21 protein-coding genes are annotated in these 18,074 nt (G+C 65.1%); 10 read left to right on the top strand and 11 right to left on the bottom strand.

The annotated features are described in order from the left end of the window. Nucleotides 1-31: 31 nt before the first annotated feature. Nucleotides 32-898, bottom strand: a complete 867-nt coding sequence (locus tag HBF25_RS14435) for a 2OG-Fe(II) oxygenase (RefSeq protein ID WP_166949563.1) — start codon at nt 896-898, stop codon at nt 32-34. A gap of 111 nt (nt 899-1,009) precedes the next feature. Here HBF25_RS14435 and HBF25_RS14430 point away from each other — a divergent pair, with 111 nt between their 5' ends. Further along, complete coding sequence (locus HBF25_RS14430; RefSeq protein WP_166949561.1) at nt 1,010-1,417, top strand: DUF3224 domain-containing protein; 408 nt, start codon at nt 1,010-1,012, stop codon at nt 1,415-1,417. Here HBF25_RS14430 and HBF25_RS14425 read toward each other — a convergent pair. Next, entirely contained in the window at nt 1,393-1,653 is a 261-nt protein-coding gene (locus HBF25_RS14425; protein WP_166949559.1) for a GIY-YIG nuclease family protein, read from the bottom strand. The two genes, HBF25_RS14430 and HBF25_RS14425, sit on opposite strands and share 25 nt — an antisense overlap. 32 nt (nt 1,654-1,685) lie before the next feature. On the opposite strand from HBF25_RS14425, the gene HBF25_RS14420 reads away from it, so the two are divergent. After that, entirely contained in the window at nt 1,686-2,735 is a 1,050-nt protein-coding gene (locus HBF25_RS14420; protein WP_166949557.1) for an aminotransferase-like domain-containing protein, read from the top strand. Here HBF25_RS14420 and tcdA read toward each other — a convergent pair whose 3' ends face one another. After that, nucleotides 2,736-3,554 carry a tRNA cyclic N6-threonylcarbamoyladenosine(37) synthase TcdA gene (gene tcdA / locus HBF25_RS14415; RefSeq protein WP_166949555.1) on the bottom strand — a complete coding sequence of 273 codons (819 nt, stop codon included), beginning with the start codon at nt 3,552-3,554 and terminating at the stop codon, nt 2,736-2,738. A 64-nt stretch (nt 3,555-3,618) separates the two neighbouring features. Here tcdA and HBF25_RS14410 point away from each other — a divergent pair, with 64 nt between their 5' ends. From HBF25_RS14410 to cqsA, 4 genes are all read left to right on the top strand, one after another. After that, nucleotides 3,619-4,008, top strand: coding sequence for a cytochrome c (locus HBF25_RS14410; protein ID WP_166949553.1), 390 nt, complete (start codon nt 3,619-3,621; stop codon nt 4,006-4,008). Between the two features lie 34 nt (nt 4,009-4,042). Next, on the top strand, nt 4,043-5,419 hold the full coding sequence (locus HBF25_RS14405) for a sensor histidine kinase (protein ID WP_166949551.1): 1,377 nt from the start codon (nt 4,043-4,045) through the stop codon (nt 5,417-5,419). Next, entirely contained in the window at nt 5,419-6,456 is a 1,038-nt protein-coding gene (locus tag HBF25_RS14400; protein ID WP_166949549.1) for a response regulator, read from the top strand. The genes HBF25_RS14405 and HBF25_RS14400 overlap by 1 nt, the downstream gene beginning before the upstream one ends. 274 nt (nt 6,457-6,730) lie before the next feature. Then, nucleotides 6,731-7,993: an alpha-hydroxyketone-type quorum-sensing autoinducer synthase gene (cqsA, locus tag HBF25_RS14395; protein WP_166949547.1), complete on the top strand. Its 1,263-nt coding sequence runs from the start codon at nt 6,731-6,733 to the stop codon at nt 7,991-7,993. Nucleotides 7,994-8,021: 28 nt separating this feature from the next. On the opposite strand, the gene HBF25_RS14390 is transcribed toward cqsA, so the two are convergent. The 6 genes from HBF25_RS14390 to HBF25_RS14365 form a co-directional block, all read right to left on the bottom strand. Further along, on the bottom strand, nt 8,022-8,327 hold the full coding sequence (locus HBF25_RS14390; protein WP_166949545.1) for an Mpo1-like protein: 306 nt from the start codon (nt 8,325-8,327) through the stop codon (nt 8,022-8,024). Between the two features lie 13 nt (nt 8,328-8,340). Then, nucleotides 8,341-9,216 (bottom strand): pirin family protein, encoded by an 876-nt coding sequence (locus tag HBF25_RS14385; RefSeq protein ID WP_166949543.1) that lies wholly within the window; start codon nt 9,214-9,216, stop codon nt 8,341-8,343. A gap of 55 nt (nt 9,217-9,271) precedes the next feature. After that, complete coding sequence (locus HBF25_RS14380; RefSeq protein WP_166949541.1) at nt 9,272-10,129, bottom strand: alpha/beta hydrolase family protein; 858 nt, start codon at nt 10,127-10,129, stop codon at nt 9,272-9,274. 103 nt (nt 10,130-10,232) lie between these two features. Next, nucleotides 10,233-10,436: a transcription antiterminator/RNA stability regulator CspE gene (gene cspE / locus HBF25_RS14375; protein WP_089973954.1), complete on the bottom strand. Its 204-nt coding sequence runs from the start codon at nt 10,434-10,436 to the stop codon at nt 10,233-10,235. Between the two features lie 602 nt (nt 10,437-11,038). Further along, nucleotides 11,039-11,248, bottom strand: coding sequence for a cold-shock protein (locus HBF25_RS14370; RefSeq protein WP_046967385.1), 210 nt, complete (start codon nt 11,246-11,248; stop codon nt 11,039-11,041). A 40-nt stretch (nt 11,249-11,288) separates the two neighbouring features. Continuing rightward, nucleotides 11,289-11,465 (bottom strand): hypothetical protein, encoded by a 177-nt coding sequence (locus HBF25_RS14365; RefSeq protein ID WP_166949539.1) that lies wholly within the window; start codon nt 11,463-11,465, stop codon nt 11,289-11,291. A 126-nt stretch (nt 11,466-11,591) separates the two neighbouring features. On the opposite strand from HBF25_RS14365, the gene HBF25_RS14360 reads away from it, so the two are divergent. Continuing rightward, complete coding sequence (locus tag HBF25_RS14360) at nt 11,592-12,074, top strand: hypothetical protein (protein ID WP_166949537.1); 483 nt, start codon at nt 11,592-11,594, stop codon at nt 12,072-12,074. Here HBF25_RS14360 and HBF25_RS14355 read toward each other — a convergent pair. Beyond that, nucleotides 12,063-13,337 (bottom strand): winged helix-turn-helix domain-containing protein, encoded by a 1,275-nt coding sequence (locus tag HBF25_RS14355; protein WP_341778086.1) that lies wholly within the window; start codon nt 13,335-13,337, stop codon nt 12,063-12,065. The two genes, HBF25_RS14360 and HBF25_RS14355, sit on opposite strands and share 12 nt — an antisense overlap. A 117-nt stretch (nt 13,338-13,454) precedes the next feature. Here HBF25_RS14355 and HBF25_RS22035 point away from each other — a divergent pair, with 117 nt between their 5' ends. Beyond that, complete coding sequence (locus HBF25_RS22035) at nt 13,455-13,958, top strand: hypothetical protein (protein ID WP_208392584.1); 504 nt, start codon at nt 13,455-13,457, stop codon at nt 13,956-13,958. Nucleotides 13,959-14,103: 145 nt separating this feature from the next. Continuing rightward, nucleotides 14,104-15,171 carry a phospholipase A gene (locus HBF25_RS14345; protein WP_166949535.1) on the top strand — a complete coding sequence of 356 codons (1,068 nt, stop codon included), beginning with the start codon at nt 14,104-14,106 and terminating at the stop codon, nt 15,169-15,171. Nucleotides 15,172-15,402: 231 nt separating this feature from the next. On the opposite strand, the gene HBF25_RS14340 is transcribed toward HBF25_RS14345, so the two are convergent. Continuing rightward, on the bottom strand, nt 15,403-15,885 hold the full coding sequence (locus tag HBF25_RS14340; protein ID WP_166949533.1) for an FKBP-type peptidyl-prolyl cis-trans isomerase: 483 nt from the start codon (nt 15,883-15,885) through the stop codon (nt 15,403-15,405). A 188-nt stretch (nt 15,886-16,073) separates the two neighbouring features. On the opposite strand from HBF25_RS14340, the gene HBF25_RS14335 reads away from it, so the two are divergent. Further along, nucleotides 16,074-18,068, top strand: a complete 1,995-nt coding sequence (locus HBF25_RS14335; protein WP_166949531.1) for an acetyl/propionyl/methylcrotonyl-CoA carboxylase subunit alpha — start codon at nt 16,074-16,076, stop codon at nt 18,066-18,068. Nucleotides 18,069-18,074 lie beyond the last annotated feature (6 nt).

Raw genomic sequence — 18,074 nt, 5'->3', positions numbered from 1 at the left:
GGAGGTCATGCCCGGATCCGGCCCGATCCCGTTACACGAACGAGCGCTCGCGCATCCACTTGGTGACGATCCATTTCTCGCCGCCGCGCACGGCGGCGCCACCGTGCAGGGTCAGTGGGTCGAGCGAGCCCTGTGGCGAGAGGTATTCGAAATAAAGTGCCTGCCCCTTGCGTGGCACGTAGCTGAAATCCACGCGCGGGAAGATCGTCTCGCCGCCCTCGTCCACATCGTTGAGATACATGATGAGCGTGGACACCCGTTGCCCGCCCTGGAGCATGCAGGCCTCGCCACCCTTCTCGGTGGGGTCGAAGTAATCGAAGTGCGGGCGGTACTCGCCGCCCACGCCGTAACGCATCACCTGCAGGCCCTCGCCCTGCTCTTCGGGCAGGCGCATGATGCGCGACACCCGGCTGTCGATGCGGGCGACGAGTTCGTTTTCGCTGCGCTGGAAGTAGGCACCGTCGCTGGTGCGGATATCCATCACGACGCTGCCGCCCTGCTGGCCGCCGACCACCATCGAACGCTTCAGGCGCGCCGCCGCCATCTCGCGGAACGCATCGCATTCGTCAGCCGACAGCACGCCGTCGAGCACCGCGACGACAGGCTGGGTCATGCGGACAAGAACCCGCACCTGGCGGTCGCCGGCATCGATGACGTGGCTATCGGACAACCGCCCGCGCCAGGGCGTGACCACCGGCGGCGAGGTCTCGGAGGGATATCCCTCCGAGCGCTGGCGGGCCTCGTTGATCGCCGCCCAGGAGGCGCGCTCGTCGAAGCCGTTGTCGAGCATCGTCTGCAGGATGTCCACCGCGCGGGACCTGGCACGCAGTGACTCGTCGATCCAGCCCAGCCATTCGGGCGGGATGCGCATATGTCGGTTGTGAGAGGTGACGTCCATGGCGTGTCCTCCCTTGTCAGAGGAACGATCCTGTTCCATGGTGTGCCGGTTCGCGGATGGTCCGCCAGACCGCATCCTAGCGTCTCGACCAAGTTCACAGGTAGCCCCGCCATGTCACATACCGCACGCGGCACGTTCGAGGTGAAGCTGTCTCCCACCGGAACCGACGAGGGTCCGGGCAGCCATCTGGGCACCCTCACCCTCGACAAGCATTACCACGGCGACCTGGAGGCCCCGTCGAAAGGCCACATGCTCACGGCAGTGAGCAGCGCCGTGAAGGGCTCCGCGGCCTATGTGGCGGTGGAGCGCGTCGAGGGTGCCCTGAACGGCAGAAAGGGCGCCTTCGCACTGGTCCATCGCGGCATCATGTCTGCCGGCGGACGCGAACTGCGAGTCGATATCGTGCCGGACTCCGGCGAAGGCGAGCTTCAAGGCATCGCGGGCGAATTGCGGATCATCATCGAGGCAGACGGCACGCACCGCTACGAACTCGATTATTCGCTGGCAGCCTCTCCCTGAACACCCAGCCACGCCAGCTTGCGCCCGCGCGGCAACCGCTTCAGTTCGTACTCGGCCTTCGATGCCGAGGACCGGTCGGGAAACGGCCGCGAGCCAAGCAGGCGCACGGGCGGATGGGCGCGCGTATAACGCGCCCCCTTCCCCGCTTCGTGCGCGGCGTAACGTGCCGGAAGGTCGTTGGTGATTCCGGCATACCACGCACCGTTACGGCATTCGATCAGATAGACGCACCACATGGGCGCAAGCGTATCGCGCCGGACACCTGTTCATGAACAACCACTACGACCTGGCCGTCAACCTTCCCCTGCGAGCGACGGCAACCGCCAGGCTGACGGAGGCATTTGGCCGTTTCCTGATCGAAGCCCGCATGCTGGGCTACCCGCTCCCGGGCGGCGATCCCGCCGTGCTGGCAGCGCTTGGCGAATGGATGACGCGACATGGGGGGCACCGTCATGTCGCGCCACGCCACCTTGTCCTGACCCTGGGTGCACGGCATGCCCTGTCGCTGGCTCTGGACGCCACGTGCCGGCCGGGCGACATGCTGTTGATGGAAGCACTGACGTATCACGGCTTTCATCGCGCCGCCACGGCGCGCGGCATCAAGGCGGTGAGCGTCGCGATGGATGAGCACGGCATGCGCGCCGACGCCCTGGAGGAAGCGGCCCAGGCCAGCGGTGCCCGCACCGTGTATGTACAGCCCACGCTGCACAACCCCACGACGATCACCATGCCACCGCAGCGACGCGAAGCCATCGCCGCCGTCGCGACGAAGCGTGGGCTCACCATCATCGAGGGCGACGTCTATGCGCCCTTGCTTCGTGACGCCGCCGTACCACTGGCCGATCTCGTTCCGGAGCGCTGCTATCACGCCGGCGGCATCGGCAAGGTGCTCGGCCCGGGCCTGCGTATCGGATGGCTCCGCTGTCCGGGCATGGTTGCCAGGGAGGGCGCCGCTGCCGTGCTGGCCGATGCCACGGATGGATTGCCTGCCTTTCTTCCGGCCATCGTGGCCAGTTGGATCACCGACGGCACGGCAGATGCGTTGCTGGAAGAACTGCGCACGGCACTCGACGGGCGCAACGCCATCGCCCGGACGATGCTTGGCGCCGGCCTCGTGACAGGCGGCGGCATGCATGCCTGGCTGCCCTGCGAATCCCCACAGGCATGGGCCACGCGTGCCGCAGAAGCCGGCGTTGGCGTAACCGTGGGTAGCGACGTTGCGCAGGCTCATGCCCGGGGCCTGCGAATCAGTCTTACCGCAGAAGAGGATGGCGGGCGTCTCGAAGAGGCCCTGAGGATCGTCGCCGGCCTGCGCTGATCAGCCCCTGACGCGCGCCGTCAGCTTTTCCAGTGCCTTGCCCACGGCAGCAAAGGCGAAGGCCCCCGTGACATGCGTGGCCGCGCCGAGGCCGCCGCCACAATCGAGCTTCAGTGCGTCGCTGCCCGGAGGGCGTACCCCGCAGACGCTGCCATCGGCCTGCGGATACTGGACGTTCTGCATCGAATAGACCGCCGAGACACCGAAGAAGCGATCCGGATTGCGGGGGAAGCCGTGTTCCTGGCGAAGCTTCTTGCGGATCATGCTGAGCATGGCGTCGTGCTCGGTGCGGGACAGGTCGCGGACCCGGATCAGGGTAGGATCGGTGCGACCGCCCGCTGCCCCGACCGTCACCAGGGGCAGCTTGCGCCGGCGGCACCAGACGATGGTCTCCAGCTTCACCTTGAGCGCGTCGCAGGCATCGATGACCATGTCGTAGCCACGGTCCAGCAGGTCGTCCAGGTTCGTAGGCGTAAGGAAGCTCTCGATGGCCTCCAGGCGCAGCAATGGATTGATCGCATGGGCACGTTCCGCCACGACACCCACCTTGGGCTTGCCGTACTGGCCATCCAGGGCGTGCAGCTGGCGGTTGGTGTTCGACACGCAGACGTCGTCGCCGTCGATCAGCGTAAGCCGGCCGATACCACTGCGGGCCAGCGCCTCGGCGGCCCAGGAGCCCACGCCCCCGACACCGATGACGCATACGTGGGCGTCGGCGAGGCTTTGCAGGCTGCCTCGGCCATAGAGCCGTTCGATGCCGGCAAAACGCTCGGCCTGGGCGGTGCTCACGGGAATCTCTGTAGACGACAAAGCAGGCATTATCTCATATTGAAAGAATGGGACCGTCGGCTATGCTGGCAGTCTCATGATCCATGGACATCCGATGCGCGCCCTGCTCCTCGTCATCCTCGGCCTCGCCATTGGCGCGATCGGGGCGACCTTCGCCCTGTCGGCGCTGCGCCAGGGCACGCCGTACCACAAGGCCGTGATGGCGGTTATGCAACACCATATGGGCGCGCTGCGCGACAACGTGCGGGCGAACCGCTGCGAAGCCAAGGTCACGACCGGGCATCTGCTGCGCCTGCGCCAGGAGGCCGGGGATATCGGCGCCGCGTTCCCCGGGGCCGACGCCGGCTTCGGACAGGCCGCCACGCACCTGGCGTCCTCGCTGGACGACGCCATCGCGGCGGCGCCCGCCGATTGTGCCGGCCTCACGGCCGTGATCGCCCGGGTGGGCGAGTCCTGTCAGTCCTGCCACCGGCAGTACCGATGAACCGCATCCTGAGCGCGACCCGGGGGAACCGATGATGAGCCCGCCAGAGGACAGGCCGCCAACCCAGAAGCCGTTCGTCCACATGCAGTGGTGGCTGCTGTTGCGCGCCATGGCGCGCTTCGAGACCACCATGTTCCTGCGCACGCGCTATTCGCAGCCGAAGATGGTGGCGATCGGCGTGGTGGGCAGTTTCTCGCTGGCGGTGTACTACCCCATCTGGGCGTACCTGTTCCCCCAGCCGTACGAAAACCTGCCGATGCGGCTGATCTGCAGTGCCACGTTCATCCCGCTGGCGCTGCTGCCATGGTGGCCGCGGCGCCTGCGCACCCATCTGCCCACCTACTGGTACTTCGCGATGACGGTGGCGATGCCGTTCTTCGTGGGCTACATGACGCTACGCAACGCCACGCCCGCCTGGCTGATGACCCACCTGGCCTGCGTGATGCTGCTGATGATGCTGTTCGACATCGCCAGTTTCTTCCTGGTGTTCACCCTGGGTACCCTGCTGGCGGGGCTGGTCTTCGCACTCTCGCCGGACGCGCACCTGCACGGCCGGACCATGCTCGAATACGTGCCGCTGCTACTGTTCGGCATGGTGGGCGGGGCCACCTGCACGGTCTCGTCCAACATGGCCGAGCAATCGCGTATCGACGCGCTCACGGCCGCCTCCAACAATATCGCCCACGAACTGCGCACTCCGCTGGGCTCGCTGCGTATCGCCGCGCGCGCCGTGGCGCGCTATATGCCCGACCTGCTGCGCAGCCACCGGCTGGCGGAAAGCGAGGGGCTGGCCGTGCCGGAGATCCGCACGCAGAACCTGCATGCCCTGGAACGCAGCATTGGCGTCATGGAGCGCGAGGTCACCTACGCCAACACCATCATCGACATGCTGCTGCTGTCGGCACGGCCCATCGGCGAGGTGCCGCTCACGCCGCTCAGCGCCCGGGATTGCGTCGAGCAGGCCCTGCGGCGCTTCCCGTATGGCTCCCGTGCCGAGCGCGACCGCATCATGCTGTCTCCCACGGGCGACTTCCCTCTCAGCGGCGAAGAGACGCTGGTGGTGCATATCCTGTTCAACCTGCTTCGCAATGCGCTTTTTCATACGGACCGCGCCGGCAAGGGCGAAATCCGGATCTTCGTAGAACCGGATGAACCCACCAATCGCATTCGTGTCTACGACACGGGGCCGGGCATCCCTCCGGACGTCCTGCCGCGCATTTTCAACCGTTTCTACTCCTACGCCAGCACCAGTGCAGGCGCCGGCACGGTGACAGGGCTGGGCATAGGCCTCGCTTTTTGCCGCGCGGCGATGGAGCATATGGGCGGTAGCATCGTCTGCCGAACCAACCTGGGTGAGTTCACCGAATTCATCCTTACCTTCCCGCATCCAGAAACCGGGGACCGGCAGTGATGACGTTGAACTCGCAGGGCGATATCCAGCCCTTCCATTTTCCAACCACCACGGTGCTGGTGGACGACCACGAGGAATACCTCGACGTCGTGCCGCTGCTGCTCGACCCGATGGTCCGTGTACGCACCTTCAGCTCGCCCCGTAGTGCCCTGGCCACCCTCGGCAACAACGGCAGCCGCCCCGTGCCCGGCGGCGGCTGGCTCTATCGGTGGAAAGACCGCCCGTCCGAAACCCAGGAGCTGGTGGCCCTGGACATCGACTCGATCCATCGCGTGGTCTACGACCCCGAGCGCTTCGCCGAGATATCGGTGGTGGTGGTCGACCAGGCCATGCCGGAGATGGACGGCATCACCTTCTGCAAGCGCCTGCCGAACCCCCACATCGGCAAGATCCTCCTGACCGGGCGCGCAGACGACGCCACGGCCATCGATGCGTTCAACTCCGGCGTCATCGATCGCTTCATCCGCAAGAGCGACCCGCTTGCCATCGAAAAGCTGCAGACCGCCATCGTCGAGCTGCAGCGCCGCTATTTTGATCGTGCCAGCGCCTTCGTGGCCGAGACCCTGGCCCTGGGCAATTTCCGGTTCCTGCGCGATCCGGCATTCCGCGAAGTGCTGCAAAGCGTCACGGCCACGTTCCAGCCCGTGGAGTGCTATGTGCACTGCAATCCCACCGGCCTGCTGCTGGTGGACGCCTGGGGCATCGGCCGCTTCCTGCTGGTCCAGACCGACGAAGACCTGCGCACGCATTATGAAATTGCGGCAGATCTGGGGGCTCCTCCTGCCGTGCTCGACGCCCTGCGCAGCGGCGACGCCCTGCCCTGGTTCGCGTCGCGTGACGGCTTCTACCACAAGGGCGTAGAGAATCCGGAAAGCCACATGTACCCGGCGACGGCAGTCTCTGGCGAACAGTGGTATTACTACGCGCTCATCGACGATGTAGAGCGGTTCCGTCTCCAGCATGTGAAGTCGTATCGCAGCTGGTTGCGTGAGCAGGACCTGAGCCTTTCGGCAGACAGTCGTCCACGCTTCATCTGAGCTGTCCAATTTTCTCAAACGGAGAGACATCCCCGTGGCCCACTATTGGGCCTACGGCGACGTCCCCTGCATAGGAATGCACTTTGTCGTTCCGACCCGACGGGTCTGGCGACGTCTCTACTGGTAAGGCAAGAGGCGGGATTCCCCAAGGGAATCCACAGGATGCCTCGACTCACATCACGCGCTGGCCGGGCGAGGCCTGCGCGCGTGTGCAGCACGGGCGTGCTGCGCACGTGGATATCGCCCACCCCCATCACCACCAGAGAGATGACCCATGGAGAAAGTTACCGTTCTGCACCGCATTGCGAAGGCACCGGCACTCCCTGATTTCGTCCATCGCAGGGTAGAGAAATTCCACAACGAACGCGTTGCCATTGACTGGGGCGGTCGTCACATTTTGCGCGGTCGCCGCCCTCAATCCGATGCACTGATGCTCCAGAGCAACGACTACCTCGCGATCGCCGGCCATCCCGCCATCGTCGAGGCCCAACGCGAAGCACTCAGCAAGGGCGGCCTGGGCATGATGATGTCCGCCCTGTTCCAGCAGGATGCCGACGAACCCATCCACCGCGCAGAACGCGAGCTGGCACGTGCCGTCGGCAGCGAAGACGGCATCCTTGCCCAGTCCGGCTTTGCCGCCAACGTGGGCCTGATCCAGTCCATCGCAGAGGATCGCATCCCCGTGTACGTCGATATGCTGGCCCATGCATCGCTATGGGAAGGCATTCGCAGCGCAGGCGCCAAGGCCGTGTCGGTGCTGCACAACGACGTAGCCCATCTCGAACGGCAGATCCTTCGCAACGGACCGGGCGTGATCGTGGTCGATTCCGTTTACAGCACCAACGGCAGCCTGGCTCCGCTGGAGCGCATCGCCGATCTGTCGGAGGCCAATGGATGCGTGCTGGTGGTCGACGAATCCCACTCGCTGGGTACGCATGGCGATCTGGGCGAAGGTCTCGTCGCCAGTCTGGGCCTCAACGATCGCGTGCACTTCATTACCGCCAGCCTCGCCAAGGCCTATTGCAGTCGCGCCGGGTTCATCGCCTGCACCACGCGCTTCAAGGACTATTTCGGCTGCGAAGCGTTGCCCGCCATCTTCAGCTCGTCGCTGCTTCCCCATGAACTGGCCGGCCTCAGTGCGTCACACCGGGTCATCCAGAACGAAACATGGCGGCGCCTTCGCCTGAGGGATGTCACGCAGCACGTACGCCGCGAACTGGCCGCACTGGGTTATCCCATTGCCGATGGTACGGAACAGATCGTGGCCTTCGAAGCGGGCGAGGAACTGCTCACCGCCCATGTGCGGGATGTCATGGAGCAGCATGGCATCTACGGCTCCGTCTTCAGTGCGCCCGCCACCACGCAGAGTCGTTCGCTGCTTCGCCTCACGCTCAACGCGGGCATGAGCGACGGCGATGTGGAGCGCCTGGTAGACACCTGCCGCGATGCGCGCGAAGTCATGCGCCTTCCCGAATGGAGTGCCAGCCGTCGCGCACAACGCGAGGGCGCCCGCCAGCTGGCCATGGAGGTGGCCTGACCTGTAAGAGGCCCCGTTCGTCTACGCGTCAGCGCAGGCGAACGCGGCCGCGCAGGATGTCCCAGAACATCCGCCAGTCGCCCATGAGGCTGTAGAGCGGATGGCGGAAGGTCGCCGGGCGATTCTTCTCGAACACGAAATGGCCTGCCCAGGCGAAGCCGTAGCCTGCCACGGGTACCAGCAGCAGCCAGAGAAGCTGGCCGGTGATCACGGTGAGGGCAATCACCAGCAAGACTACCCAGCTACCCGCGAAGTGCAGCCGCCGACATCGCACGTCGGCGTGCTCTCCAAGGTAGTACGGATAAAAATCACGAAAACTGGCGAACGTCGACATGGCGACCCTCCCTTCAGTGTGGCGGCAGGGGAATACGCTCGTGCTCGTCGCCGGGCACGACGGGAAAACGCTCTGCCGAAGCCGCCCAATCCGCCTTGGCCGCTTCGATCAGCTCCTTCGAACTGGCAACGAAATTCCACCACAGGTGACGCTCGCCATCGAGCGGCGCGCCGCCGAACAGCATCACCAGCGCATCCTCACGTGCTTCGAGCACCGGCGGTTCGCCATCGTGGGCCACGCCCATGTCCAGTGCGCTCAGGTCGAGATCGCCGAAGCGCGCGGCACCCTCGACGACATAGGCGCCCCACTCCGCGTGATGCGCCGGCATGGTGAGGCGGGAACCGCGCTTCAGGCGCGCCTCGACGAAGAACATGGGTGCAAAGACGCGCACGGGCGAGGTAACGCCAAAGGCATCGCCAGCGATCACCACCAACTGTCCGCCATCGACATCCACGCGCGGCAGTTCGCTCGCCGGGTGATGGTGAAATTCCGGCTCGATCGTCTCGTGGGTCTTGGGCAGGGCCACCCACACCTGGATGCCATGCAGTTTCTGGCCGTGATGACGCTCCACCGGCGGCGTGCGCTCGGAGTGCACGATGCCGCGACCGGCCGTCATCCAGTTCACGTCACCCGGATGGATATCGACATGGCTGCCCAGGCTGTCGCGATGGCGGATCGCGCCATCGAACAACCAGGTGACCGTGGCCAGGCCGATATGCGGATGCGGACGCACATCCATGCCGGTGTCTTCACCAAACGCGGCAGGACCCATCTGGTCGAAGAAAACGAAGGGCCCGACATGACGGGCTTTCAGGTGGGGCAGCATGCGACGGACGACGAAGCCATCGCCCAGGTCGCGCTGTTTGCCGTCGATCAGATCCGGACTCATCGTCACTCTCCGCAAGAACTACCCGAAGCGTAACGCAACACACGTTGCCGTTTGCTCAGATGGCGTTTGCGATCCGTGCCGCGACGGCATCGGGCGCTTTCATCCAAGCGAAGTGATCGGCGGCGGCACCACCCAGATCGTCGCTCGACAGGATGGCCGTCGTGTGTGGGGCTGCCGGCATCTTCCCCTGCAGCCATTCCAGCGATGACAGGGGCGCGAGCCAGTCTTCGCGCAACAGCCATGCGTGCACCGGAGCCTTCTGACGCGCCAGCGCCGCCTCGAAATCCACCGGCATGCCGCGCGCCGCATAGCGCCCTGTGCGTCCGCTGCGCCCCCAGTCGGCGATCACGCCACGCGCCTCGTTACCTCCGAAGCCGATGCTATGTCCTGGCAGCCGGCCCACCAGTTTCGCCAGCAACGGGGCGAAGACGTAGGCGCCATAGGTCCAGGGCTTGAAGCGGCGCCAGTACGGGGCGCCCGTGGCAACCAGCACGACGCCGGAAAGCGGCACCGGTGTCGTCGACGCCAGCAGGCAGGCAAGCTGACCACCCAGGCTATGGCCGCCCAGCAGCACGGGCACGCCGGGAGCCGCTGCGCGCAGCGCATCGAGGCTGTGGGGCAGATCGTCGCCAAGCAGCTCGCGGTAACCCCAGTCCTGCCTTCGGCCCGCGCGTCGATCGCTCGAACCATGGCCACGCCACTCATGTACGCCGACCACGACACCGCGGGCCGCCAATGCCCGGGCGAAGGCCTGGTAATGCCTGGCGGATACGCCCATCGCCGGAACCCATAGCAAGCAGGCACGCACAGGCCCCTGGGGTCGGTAGAGCATGAGGTCGGCGCGAGCCCCGTCCGTCATCTGCAGGGAAAGGGTTTCCGGGTGAATTGCCGGATCGGCCGCTGGTTCGCTCATGGTTTTCCTGAGGACAAACAAAAACTCCCCCGGGAACAGGGGCCCGGGGGAGCGGAAGTCGATGCAGATCCAGGCAATGAAGCCCTATCCGCCTGACAAGGTCTTACTTCGGAACGACGTTGTCGGCCTGCGGACCCTTCTGGCCCTGCGTCACCGTATATTCAACCTTCTGGCCTTCCTGCAGGGACTTGAAGCCATTGCCCTGGATCGAACGGAAATGCACGAACACGTCCGGGCCGCCCTCGTCCTGAGTAATAAAGCCAAAACCCTTGGCGTCGTTGAACCACTTCACCGTACCAGTTGCCATTACACACACCTCTATCGAACACACAAAAACCCGGCTCGCGAGCCGGCGACGTTACTGGGCATGCATGGCGGGGTGATGCGATGGAGCGTATCGAATCGCTTACATCGGGTCACTCGCGTGACCGCGCAAACACAGTACGGTGGATGATAACCACATTTCCCTGAAGTTCTGTAGGGGAATTCCTACAGAGGTCGAATTTTTGACACCGATCACGCCTCGTTACGTGAAGGAAGCGCGAAATTCGGCAATCTATCCGTAAGGGATGTCGCGATACTCGAGTTTAGCGGGTCACTTAATGGCGGGTTGCCCTGCATTTGGGAGTGCAACGGCTTTATTCCCGTGAACAGGCCGGATCAGGGCGATAAATCATATGCATATTCGGCATCAACGCCCCTGGAGCCGGAACTGCAGGAGCGCGCCTGCGCGCGACCGAGCGGGCGACGCCCCATCCCCCTGTAGGAGCGCGCCTTGCGCGCGACCGGTTTTCGCGATGATTCCGGGTCGCGCGCAAGGCGCGCTCCTACAGGAGTCTGCTCCAGCCGGGCCAATAAAAAAGCCGGGCGTTTCCGCCCGGCTTTTCGAAGCACAGAAAGTGAAAAGGCTTAGGCCTTGTTCACTTCCTCAGCCTGCAGGCCCTTCTGGCCGTTGACGACCTTGAAGGAGACCTTCTCGCCTTCGGCGAGCGACTTGAAGCCATTGCCCTGGATGGCGCGGAAGTGCACGAACACGTCCGGACCGTTCTCACGGGAGATGAAACCGAAGCCCTTGGCGTCGTTGAACCACTTAACAGTGCCGATCTCGCGATCCGACATAGAAACACTCCAATACGATATAACGAATAAAACCAGCAACTTATAGGAAGTTGCCGCTTACTGGTGTGCAAGGAAACGCGAGGAGCGAAGCGATGTTGCGGATCGTGATCAGCGGCATCGGGTCAACGTAACTCAATGACCCCGGCAAACACAGTGCGGCGATCATACCCGCGTCGGCGACAAATAGCGATGCCGGAACCCGTTCTTTGAGATTCATTCGCTCCGGCCCACCCTACGCTAACGTCCCGTTCACCCGGTTCCGGCACATCCTTGCGGGGTGTCGCATCCGGATTGCGACGCCCGACCATCCATCGCCCACGTTCCATAAGGGGGACAGCCGACCATGACACACTCCCTGCTTCGCATCGCTCCGCTGGCCCTCGGCCTCCTGGCCCTGGCGGCCTGCTCCGACCACGGCACCCGTTCCACGGCCTCGTCCACCCGTACGGTGACGACCACGGCCCCTGCGACCACGACAACCTCGGGCACGGCCAGCAAGACGGCCACCACGTCGTCTTCCACGAGCCGGACCACGACCCGCACGTCGACGGTCAAGGAAGCCCCGCTGCCTGATAGCACCGGCATTGCCGCCTGCGACGAATACCTTGCCAGCTACAAGAGCTGCCACCTGGCGGCGGGCGTCTTCCCGCGCGACCAGATCGAGAACCGCTACGAGATGATGCGGACCAGCCTGCTCAAGCAGTCCCAGGACCCGGACATGCGAGACCAGCTCGGCGCCCGTTGCACGTCGCTGGCCAGCCAGCTCAAGGATGTGCTCAAGGGCCGCTCCTGCACCGACGCTCCTGCTCCTGCATCAACCCGCTAAGCGGCTGGCGATCGCCCTCGACAGCAAACCGGCCAGCCATCGAGGCTGGCCGGCGTCGATCGCCACACGTGGCGTGTCGTGCCACACCGCGCATTCGATGATTGCCCCGGCCATGCCATCCACCAGATCAGGCGTCGGCAGCACACCTTCTTCGAGCCATACGCCAATCACCTGGAAGAGGCCTTCCTGGCGATGGGCTTTCGCATCCAGCCGGCCTACCAGTCGCCCGCGGTGCAGAACAGGCAGTACGTAATAGCCGTAGCGACGCTTCGCCGCCGGCACGTAGCACTCGATCGTGTACTCGAAACCGAACAGATCCAGCGCCCGCGCGCGATCCCAGACCACCGGATCGAACGGTGAAAGCACGGTGGTGCGCGTAGCGCGCAAGGTGTTCCTGCACGCCTCATCAAGTAGTCCCGCATGATCAGGGTGCACATAGGCCACCTCGTTCCACCCGGTAACACTCACCGCGATGAGATCCCCGTCGTCCACCAGGGGCACGAGTTCGTCATCGGTCACGCGAGGCCGCAGGCGAAAATAATCGGCGATCCATCGCGCCTTGGTGATACCCAGCGCGCGCACGCTGCGCAGAATGAAGTGCCGGCGAATCTCGGTTTCATCGAGCAAGGCCATCGGCGGTGGCTCGGCCCAGCGCGATGTCACCCGTTCGGCAAGGTCGTATACACGCTGAAAACGCTCACGCCGGGTCACCATCAACTCGCCTAGCGCAAACCAGGCTTCAAGCCAGCGCTTCTCAGGCTTCCATCCCCACCATCCCGACGTGGCCGGTGCATCGCGCTCGAAGTCGGCCGCGCGCAGCGGCCCTTCCTCGCGAATGCGCTGAAGCAAGGCTTCCATCTGCGCGCGCGATTCGTCATGCGCACGCCGCGCGTTCTTTGTCGCCCAGTGTCCTGCACGACCCAGGCGGAAGTCGCGGTGATAACGGTATTCGGCTACCGGCACGAACGAGGCTTCGTGCGCCCAGCACTCGGCGATACGTCCTTCGGCCAGGGCATCATCGAGCCACGCACTGCGATACGGGCCAAGACGCGAGAACAAGACGAGATACGGACTGCGCGCCACGACGTGGATGGTGTCGATCTGCAACATCTCCATCGTGGCGATGGTGGCATCGACATCGGCGGCACGTGCCTTGCGCGTGCGTTTGCGCAGCAACCCTTGCGCTGCCAGATGCAGCAACTGCGCAGAGCGATGCGTAAGCACAGGGCGCGTGGAGGGATCGTCTGATACGCGTGACGCCACGGTAGAGGCCTGTTCGCAGTTGGGCCGCCATTAAAACGTCCCTTGCTAGCGTCGGCAATGCCGTCGCGACGAGCGTGCCGCGACACCTTACCACGATGACCCACAAGGAGGCTTTCGATGAAGAAGCAAGTACGTGCCGCAGTCCTTGGTGCTTTGCTGTTACTGGCGGGTGCCGCATTCGCGCAGAATGCGCCCCAGCCCGTTCCGCCTCCGCCGCCGGGTGAAGCCACGCCGCCCCCGCCGCCGCCCGGCTCCATGCCGCCTCCGGCGCCGCGCCCGGCCAACGACACCACGATGCAGCAGGCACCGCCGCCTCCGGCCATGCCGCCAGCCGGTGCCGATGCACCGCCCCCGCCTCCGCCGCCCGGCGGCGCGGCCGCCACGATGAATGCGCCGCAGGGCCAGGTCACCGTGAACAGTGGCATGGCGCCCGCGAAGCCGTCGGGTCCGGCGCCTGATTTCAAGACGCTGGCCGGCAAGAAGGGCTACATCACCGAGAAGGATGCGTCGCAGTTCCCGCTGCTCGCCAATGACTTCGACTATGCAAGCCACAAGAGTGGCAAGGTCACCAAGGCACAGTACGAGGCCTGGGTGAAGAAGTCGGGCGCCAGCGGCCAGTAAGCGAGTCGCGATGACTCAGGAAAACGGAGGGCTGCGGCCCTCCGTTTTCGTTCAGGGCCGTGCTGCACGTTTTTCACACATCCTGCGCGGATACACTCCCTCGCATCAGCCGGCCGGAGCGCCGGCCAGAGGGAGTCATCACGAAATGAACCGTCACACCGCGGCGCGGGCGCTCGGCGCATGGGTCTGTGTCCATGCCGGGCTGGCGTTTGCCCAGAATCCCAGCCCCACCGACATCCGCGCCTGCTCGGCCATCGAGACCGATGCACAGCGCCTGCTTTGCTATGACAAGGCCGTGGGTCGCACCCAGATGCCGCAGGCGGCGAAGAAGGAAGACATCAAGGCCGATACGGTCAGCGTGGATCTCGCCACGCGCAATTCGCGCGATGTCGCCAAGCCGCTGTCGCTTCTGGACAGCCGCTGGGAGCTTTCGCCGGAATCCAAGCTCGGCACGCTCAACCTGCGCGGTTACAAGCCGACGTATGCCCTGCCCGTCTTCGTGGCATCACGACAGAACACCACACCGCACAGCCCGGCCGAAGGCCGTACGGTGACGACGCCGCAGGACCTGGACAAGGTCGAGTCGAAGTTTCAGATCTCTCTCAAGACCAAGGTGGCCGAAACCCTGTTCGGCGACAACGGCGACCTGTGGGTGGGCTATACGCAGTCGTCCCGCTGGCAGGTCTACAACAAAGAGAACTCGCGGCCCTTCCGCGAAACCAACTACGAACCGGAAGCCCTGCTCGTCTTCCGCACGAATTACGAGATCTTCGGCTGGACCGGCCGCCTGGCCGACATCGGCATCAATCACCAGTCCAACGGACGGGCCAATCCGCTCTCGCGCAGCTGGAACCGCGTGGTGGCCGACATCGGCCTGGAGCGCGAAGGCTGGACCATCATGCTGCGCCCGTGGTGGCGCATCCCGGAGAACCGGAAGAACGACGATAACCCCGATATCCAGGATTACATGGGTCGTGGCGAAGTGCAGGTGGTGCACGAAGTGGGCCGGAACGAATTTGCCCTGGCGGCACGGCATTCCTTCCGCGTGGGCGATCGCTCGCATGGGTCGCTGCGCTTCACCTGGAGTTTCCCGGTGATCAACAACCTGCGCGGTTACCTTGAAGTGTTCAACGGATACGGCGAAAGCATGATCGACTACAACCACCACGCAACGTATCTGGGGCTGGGTGTGTCGTTGCTCGACTGGTATTGACGGGAGTGATTCATCGCTTCGGACCGGTCGCGCGCAAGGCGCGCTCCTACATGGTATTGGTGTAGGAGCGCGCCTTGCGCGCGACCGGTTCGAAGCGACACGCCCCTGCAGGAGCACACCTCGCGCGCGACCGAAGCCGAAGAAACGCCCGGACACACGCAGAAGCCCAGCCACCACGACAAAGCCCCGAGGACCCTGCCGCCGGCAAGGCCGGCTCCTATAAGACCTGCATCAGTGGTGGTGACCACCCTCACCATGCACGTGGCCATGGGCCAGCTCTTCTTCCGAAGCCTCGCGCACGTTGGTGATTTCAACGGCAAAGTGCAGGGTCTGGCCGGCGAGCGGGTGATTGCCGTCGACGGTGACGTTGTCGCCTTCGATCTTGGCGATGGTCACGTTGATGCTGCCCTGGTCGTTGCGGCCCTGGAACTGCATGCCCGGCTGGAGGTCTTCCACGCCCTGGAACGCCGCGCGCGGCACCACCTGCACGAGTTCGTCGTGACGCACGCCGTAGCCCTCTTCCGGGGCGACATCGACCTTGAACTGGTCGCCGACCTGGCGGCCTTCAAGGGCCTTCTCCAGACCCGGGACGATATGGCCCTCGCCATGGATGTAGGCCAGCGGCTCGCGACCGTCCGAGCTGTCGATGACGTTGCCCTGGTCGTCGGTCAGCGTGTAGTGGAAGGAGACGGCGTGGCGGTCGGCGATCTGCATGAAATTCTCGCTTTAAGGGGAGGTAAGGATGGCGGTATGCCGCCTTCCGGACTCCCAAGGCTAGGGGAGGCGCCCCCTCACTGCAAATCCCCGGGCCCTCCGATGCTGCGCCGCAACCCGCCGCGAGGCCGGATTCTGCTAGTTTTCCCGCTTTTCCCACTCCCCCTTTTCGCCACGCCGGGAACCGCATGTTCGACTGCATTCTGATTGCCAATCGCGGCGAAATTGCCTGCCGCGTGATCCGGACCTGCCGCCGCCTCGGCATCCGTACCGTTGCCGTCTACTCCAGCGCCGATGCCGATGCCCAGCACGTGAGGCTGGCCGACGAAGCGTGGCCCATCGGTGGCCCGCGACCGGCAGAGTCCTACCTGCGCGGCGACGCCATCATCGAAGTGGCCCGCCGCACAGGCGCCCAGGCCATCCACCCGGGCTACGGTTTCCTCTCGGAGAACACCGATTTCGCCCGTGCCTGCGAGGCCGCGGGCATCGCCTTCATCGGCCCGCGCCCGGCCAGCATCGACGCCATGGGTTCCAAGGCGGCCGCCAAGGCCCTGATGGAAAAACACGCCGTGCCGCTGGTGCCCGGCTACCACGGCGAAGACCAGGACCCCGCCCGCCTCGCCGCTGAGGCCGAGCGCACGGGCTTCCCGCTGATGATCAAGGCCGCCTCGGGCGGCGGCGGCAAGGGCATGCGCATCGTGCGCGAGGCGGCTGGCTTCGCCGAGGCCCTTGCTTCTGCCCAGCGCGAGGCAGCCAATGCCTTCGGCGACACGCGGGTGATCCTCGAACGCTACGTCGATCATCCGCGGCACATCGAATTCCAGGTATTCGGCGACACCCACGGCAACGTCATCCACCTCAACGAGCGTGAGTGCTCGGCGCAGCGCCGCTACCAGAAGGTGCTGGAGGAAACCCCGTCGCCCTTCCTCGACGACGCACGCCGCGCCCGCATGGGCGAGGCGGCCGTGGCCGCCGCACGTGCGGTGGACTATGTCGGCGCAGGCACGGTGGAATTCATCGTGGGGCAGGATGGCGAGTTCTTCTTCATGGAGATGAACACGCGTCTTCAGGTGGAACACCCCGTCACCGAGGAAACTCTCGGCCTCGACCTCGTGGAATGGCAGCTGCGCGTCGCAGCGGGTCAGCCACTGCCGCTGCGCCAGGAAGACATCCGCGCCAGCGGCCACGCCATCGAAGTACGCCTGTACGCGGAAGACCCCGAAGCCAACTTCCTGCCAGGCTCGGGCAAGCTCGTGGCCCTGCGACTGCCGTCGCCGTCGCGCCATGTGCGCCTGGACGGCGGCGTGGTAGAAGGCGACACCGTGACGATCTTCTACGACCCGATGATCGCCAAGCTCATCGTGTACGACCGCGACCGTACCCAGGCGCTGGAGCGCTTGCGCGAGGCGCTGGCGGTAACCGACATCGTGGGTCCGAAATCCAACGTGGCCTTCCTTGAGCGCCTGTCGCGACACCCCATCGTCGTCGAAGGCCGTATCGACACCGGCTATCTCGACCGCCACCTCGACGAATTCCTCGTCGCCGGCACAGCCGCAGGCGACACCGAACGCTTCGCCGCCGCCGTGGCCCTGCTGCTGGCGGACGAAACCACGCCGGTACATCAGGCAGCGGATCCGTTCTCGCCCTGGGCCAGTGCCGACGCGTGGCGCCTCGGTCACGCCGGGAAGCGTGTCGTGGCACTGATGGAAGGCGATACCCGCCATGAGATCGAGGCGCATGGGCATGCCGGCCATTACGTGCTCCATGAAGGCGACACGAGTTGCACCGTGGCAGGCGCCCGTCTGGCGAACGGCGTGCTATCCGCCCGCTTCGACGAGCGCTCGCGCCGTATTCCGCTGGGCATCGAAGGAACCCGGGTTCGTCTGCACGACGAACAGGGCCGCCGCTGGCAGTTCGAGCGCGCCCCCGCCTTCGCCTGGGGCGGTGCCGAAGGCGCGGGCGCAGCGCATCTCGTCGCACCCATGCCGGGCCGCATCGTGCTGGTGCGTGCCGCACCGGGCGACACCGTGGAAGAAGGCCAGGAGCTGCTGGTGATGGAGGCCATGAAGATGGAGCTCGCCTTGAAGGCGCCGCGTGCCGGCACCATCGAGTCGATATCCGCCGCCCAGGGCGATTTCGTGGATGCCGACAGCGTCCTCGTCCGATTCGCCGAGACGGCCTGACCGGAG

The sequence above is a fragment of the Luteibacter anthropi genome (genome assembly GCF_011759365.1).
GTDB classification, from domain to species: Bacteria; Pseudomonadota; Gammaproteobacteria; order Xanthomonadales; family Rhodanobacteraceae; genus Luteibacter; species Luteibacter anthropi.
This window is presented reverse-complemented; position numbering and strand designations above follow the sequence as displayed.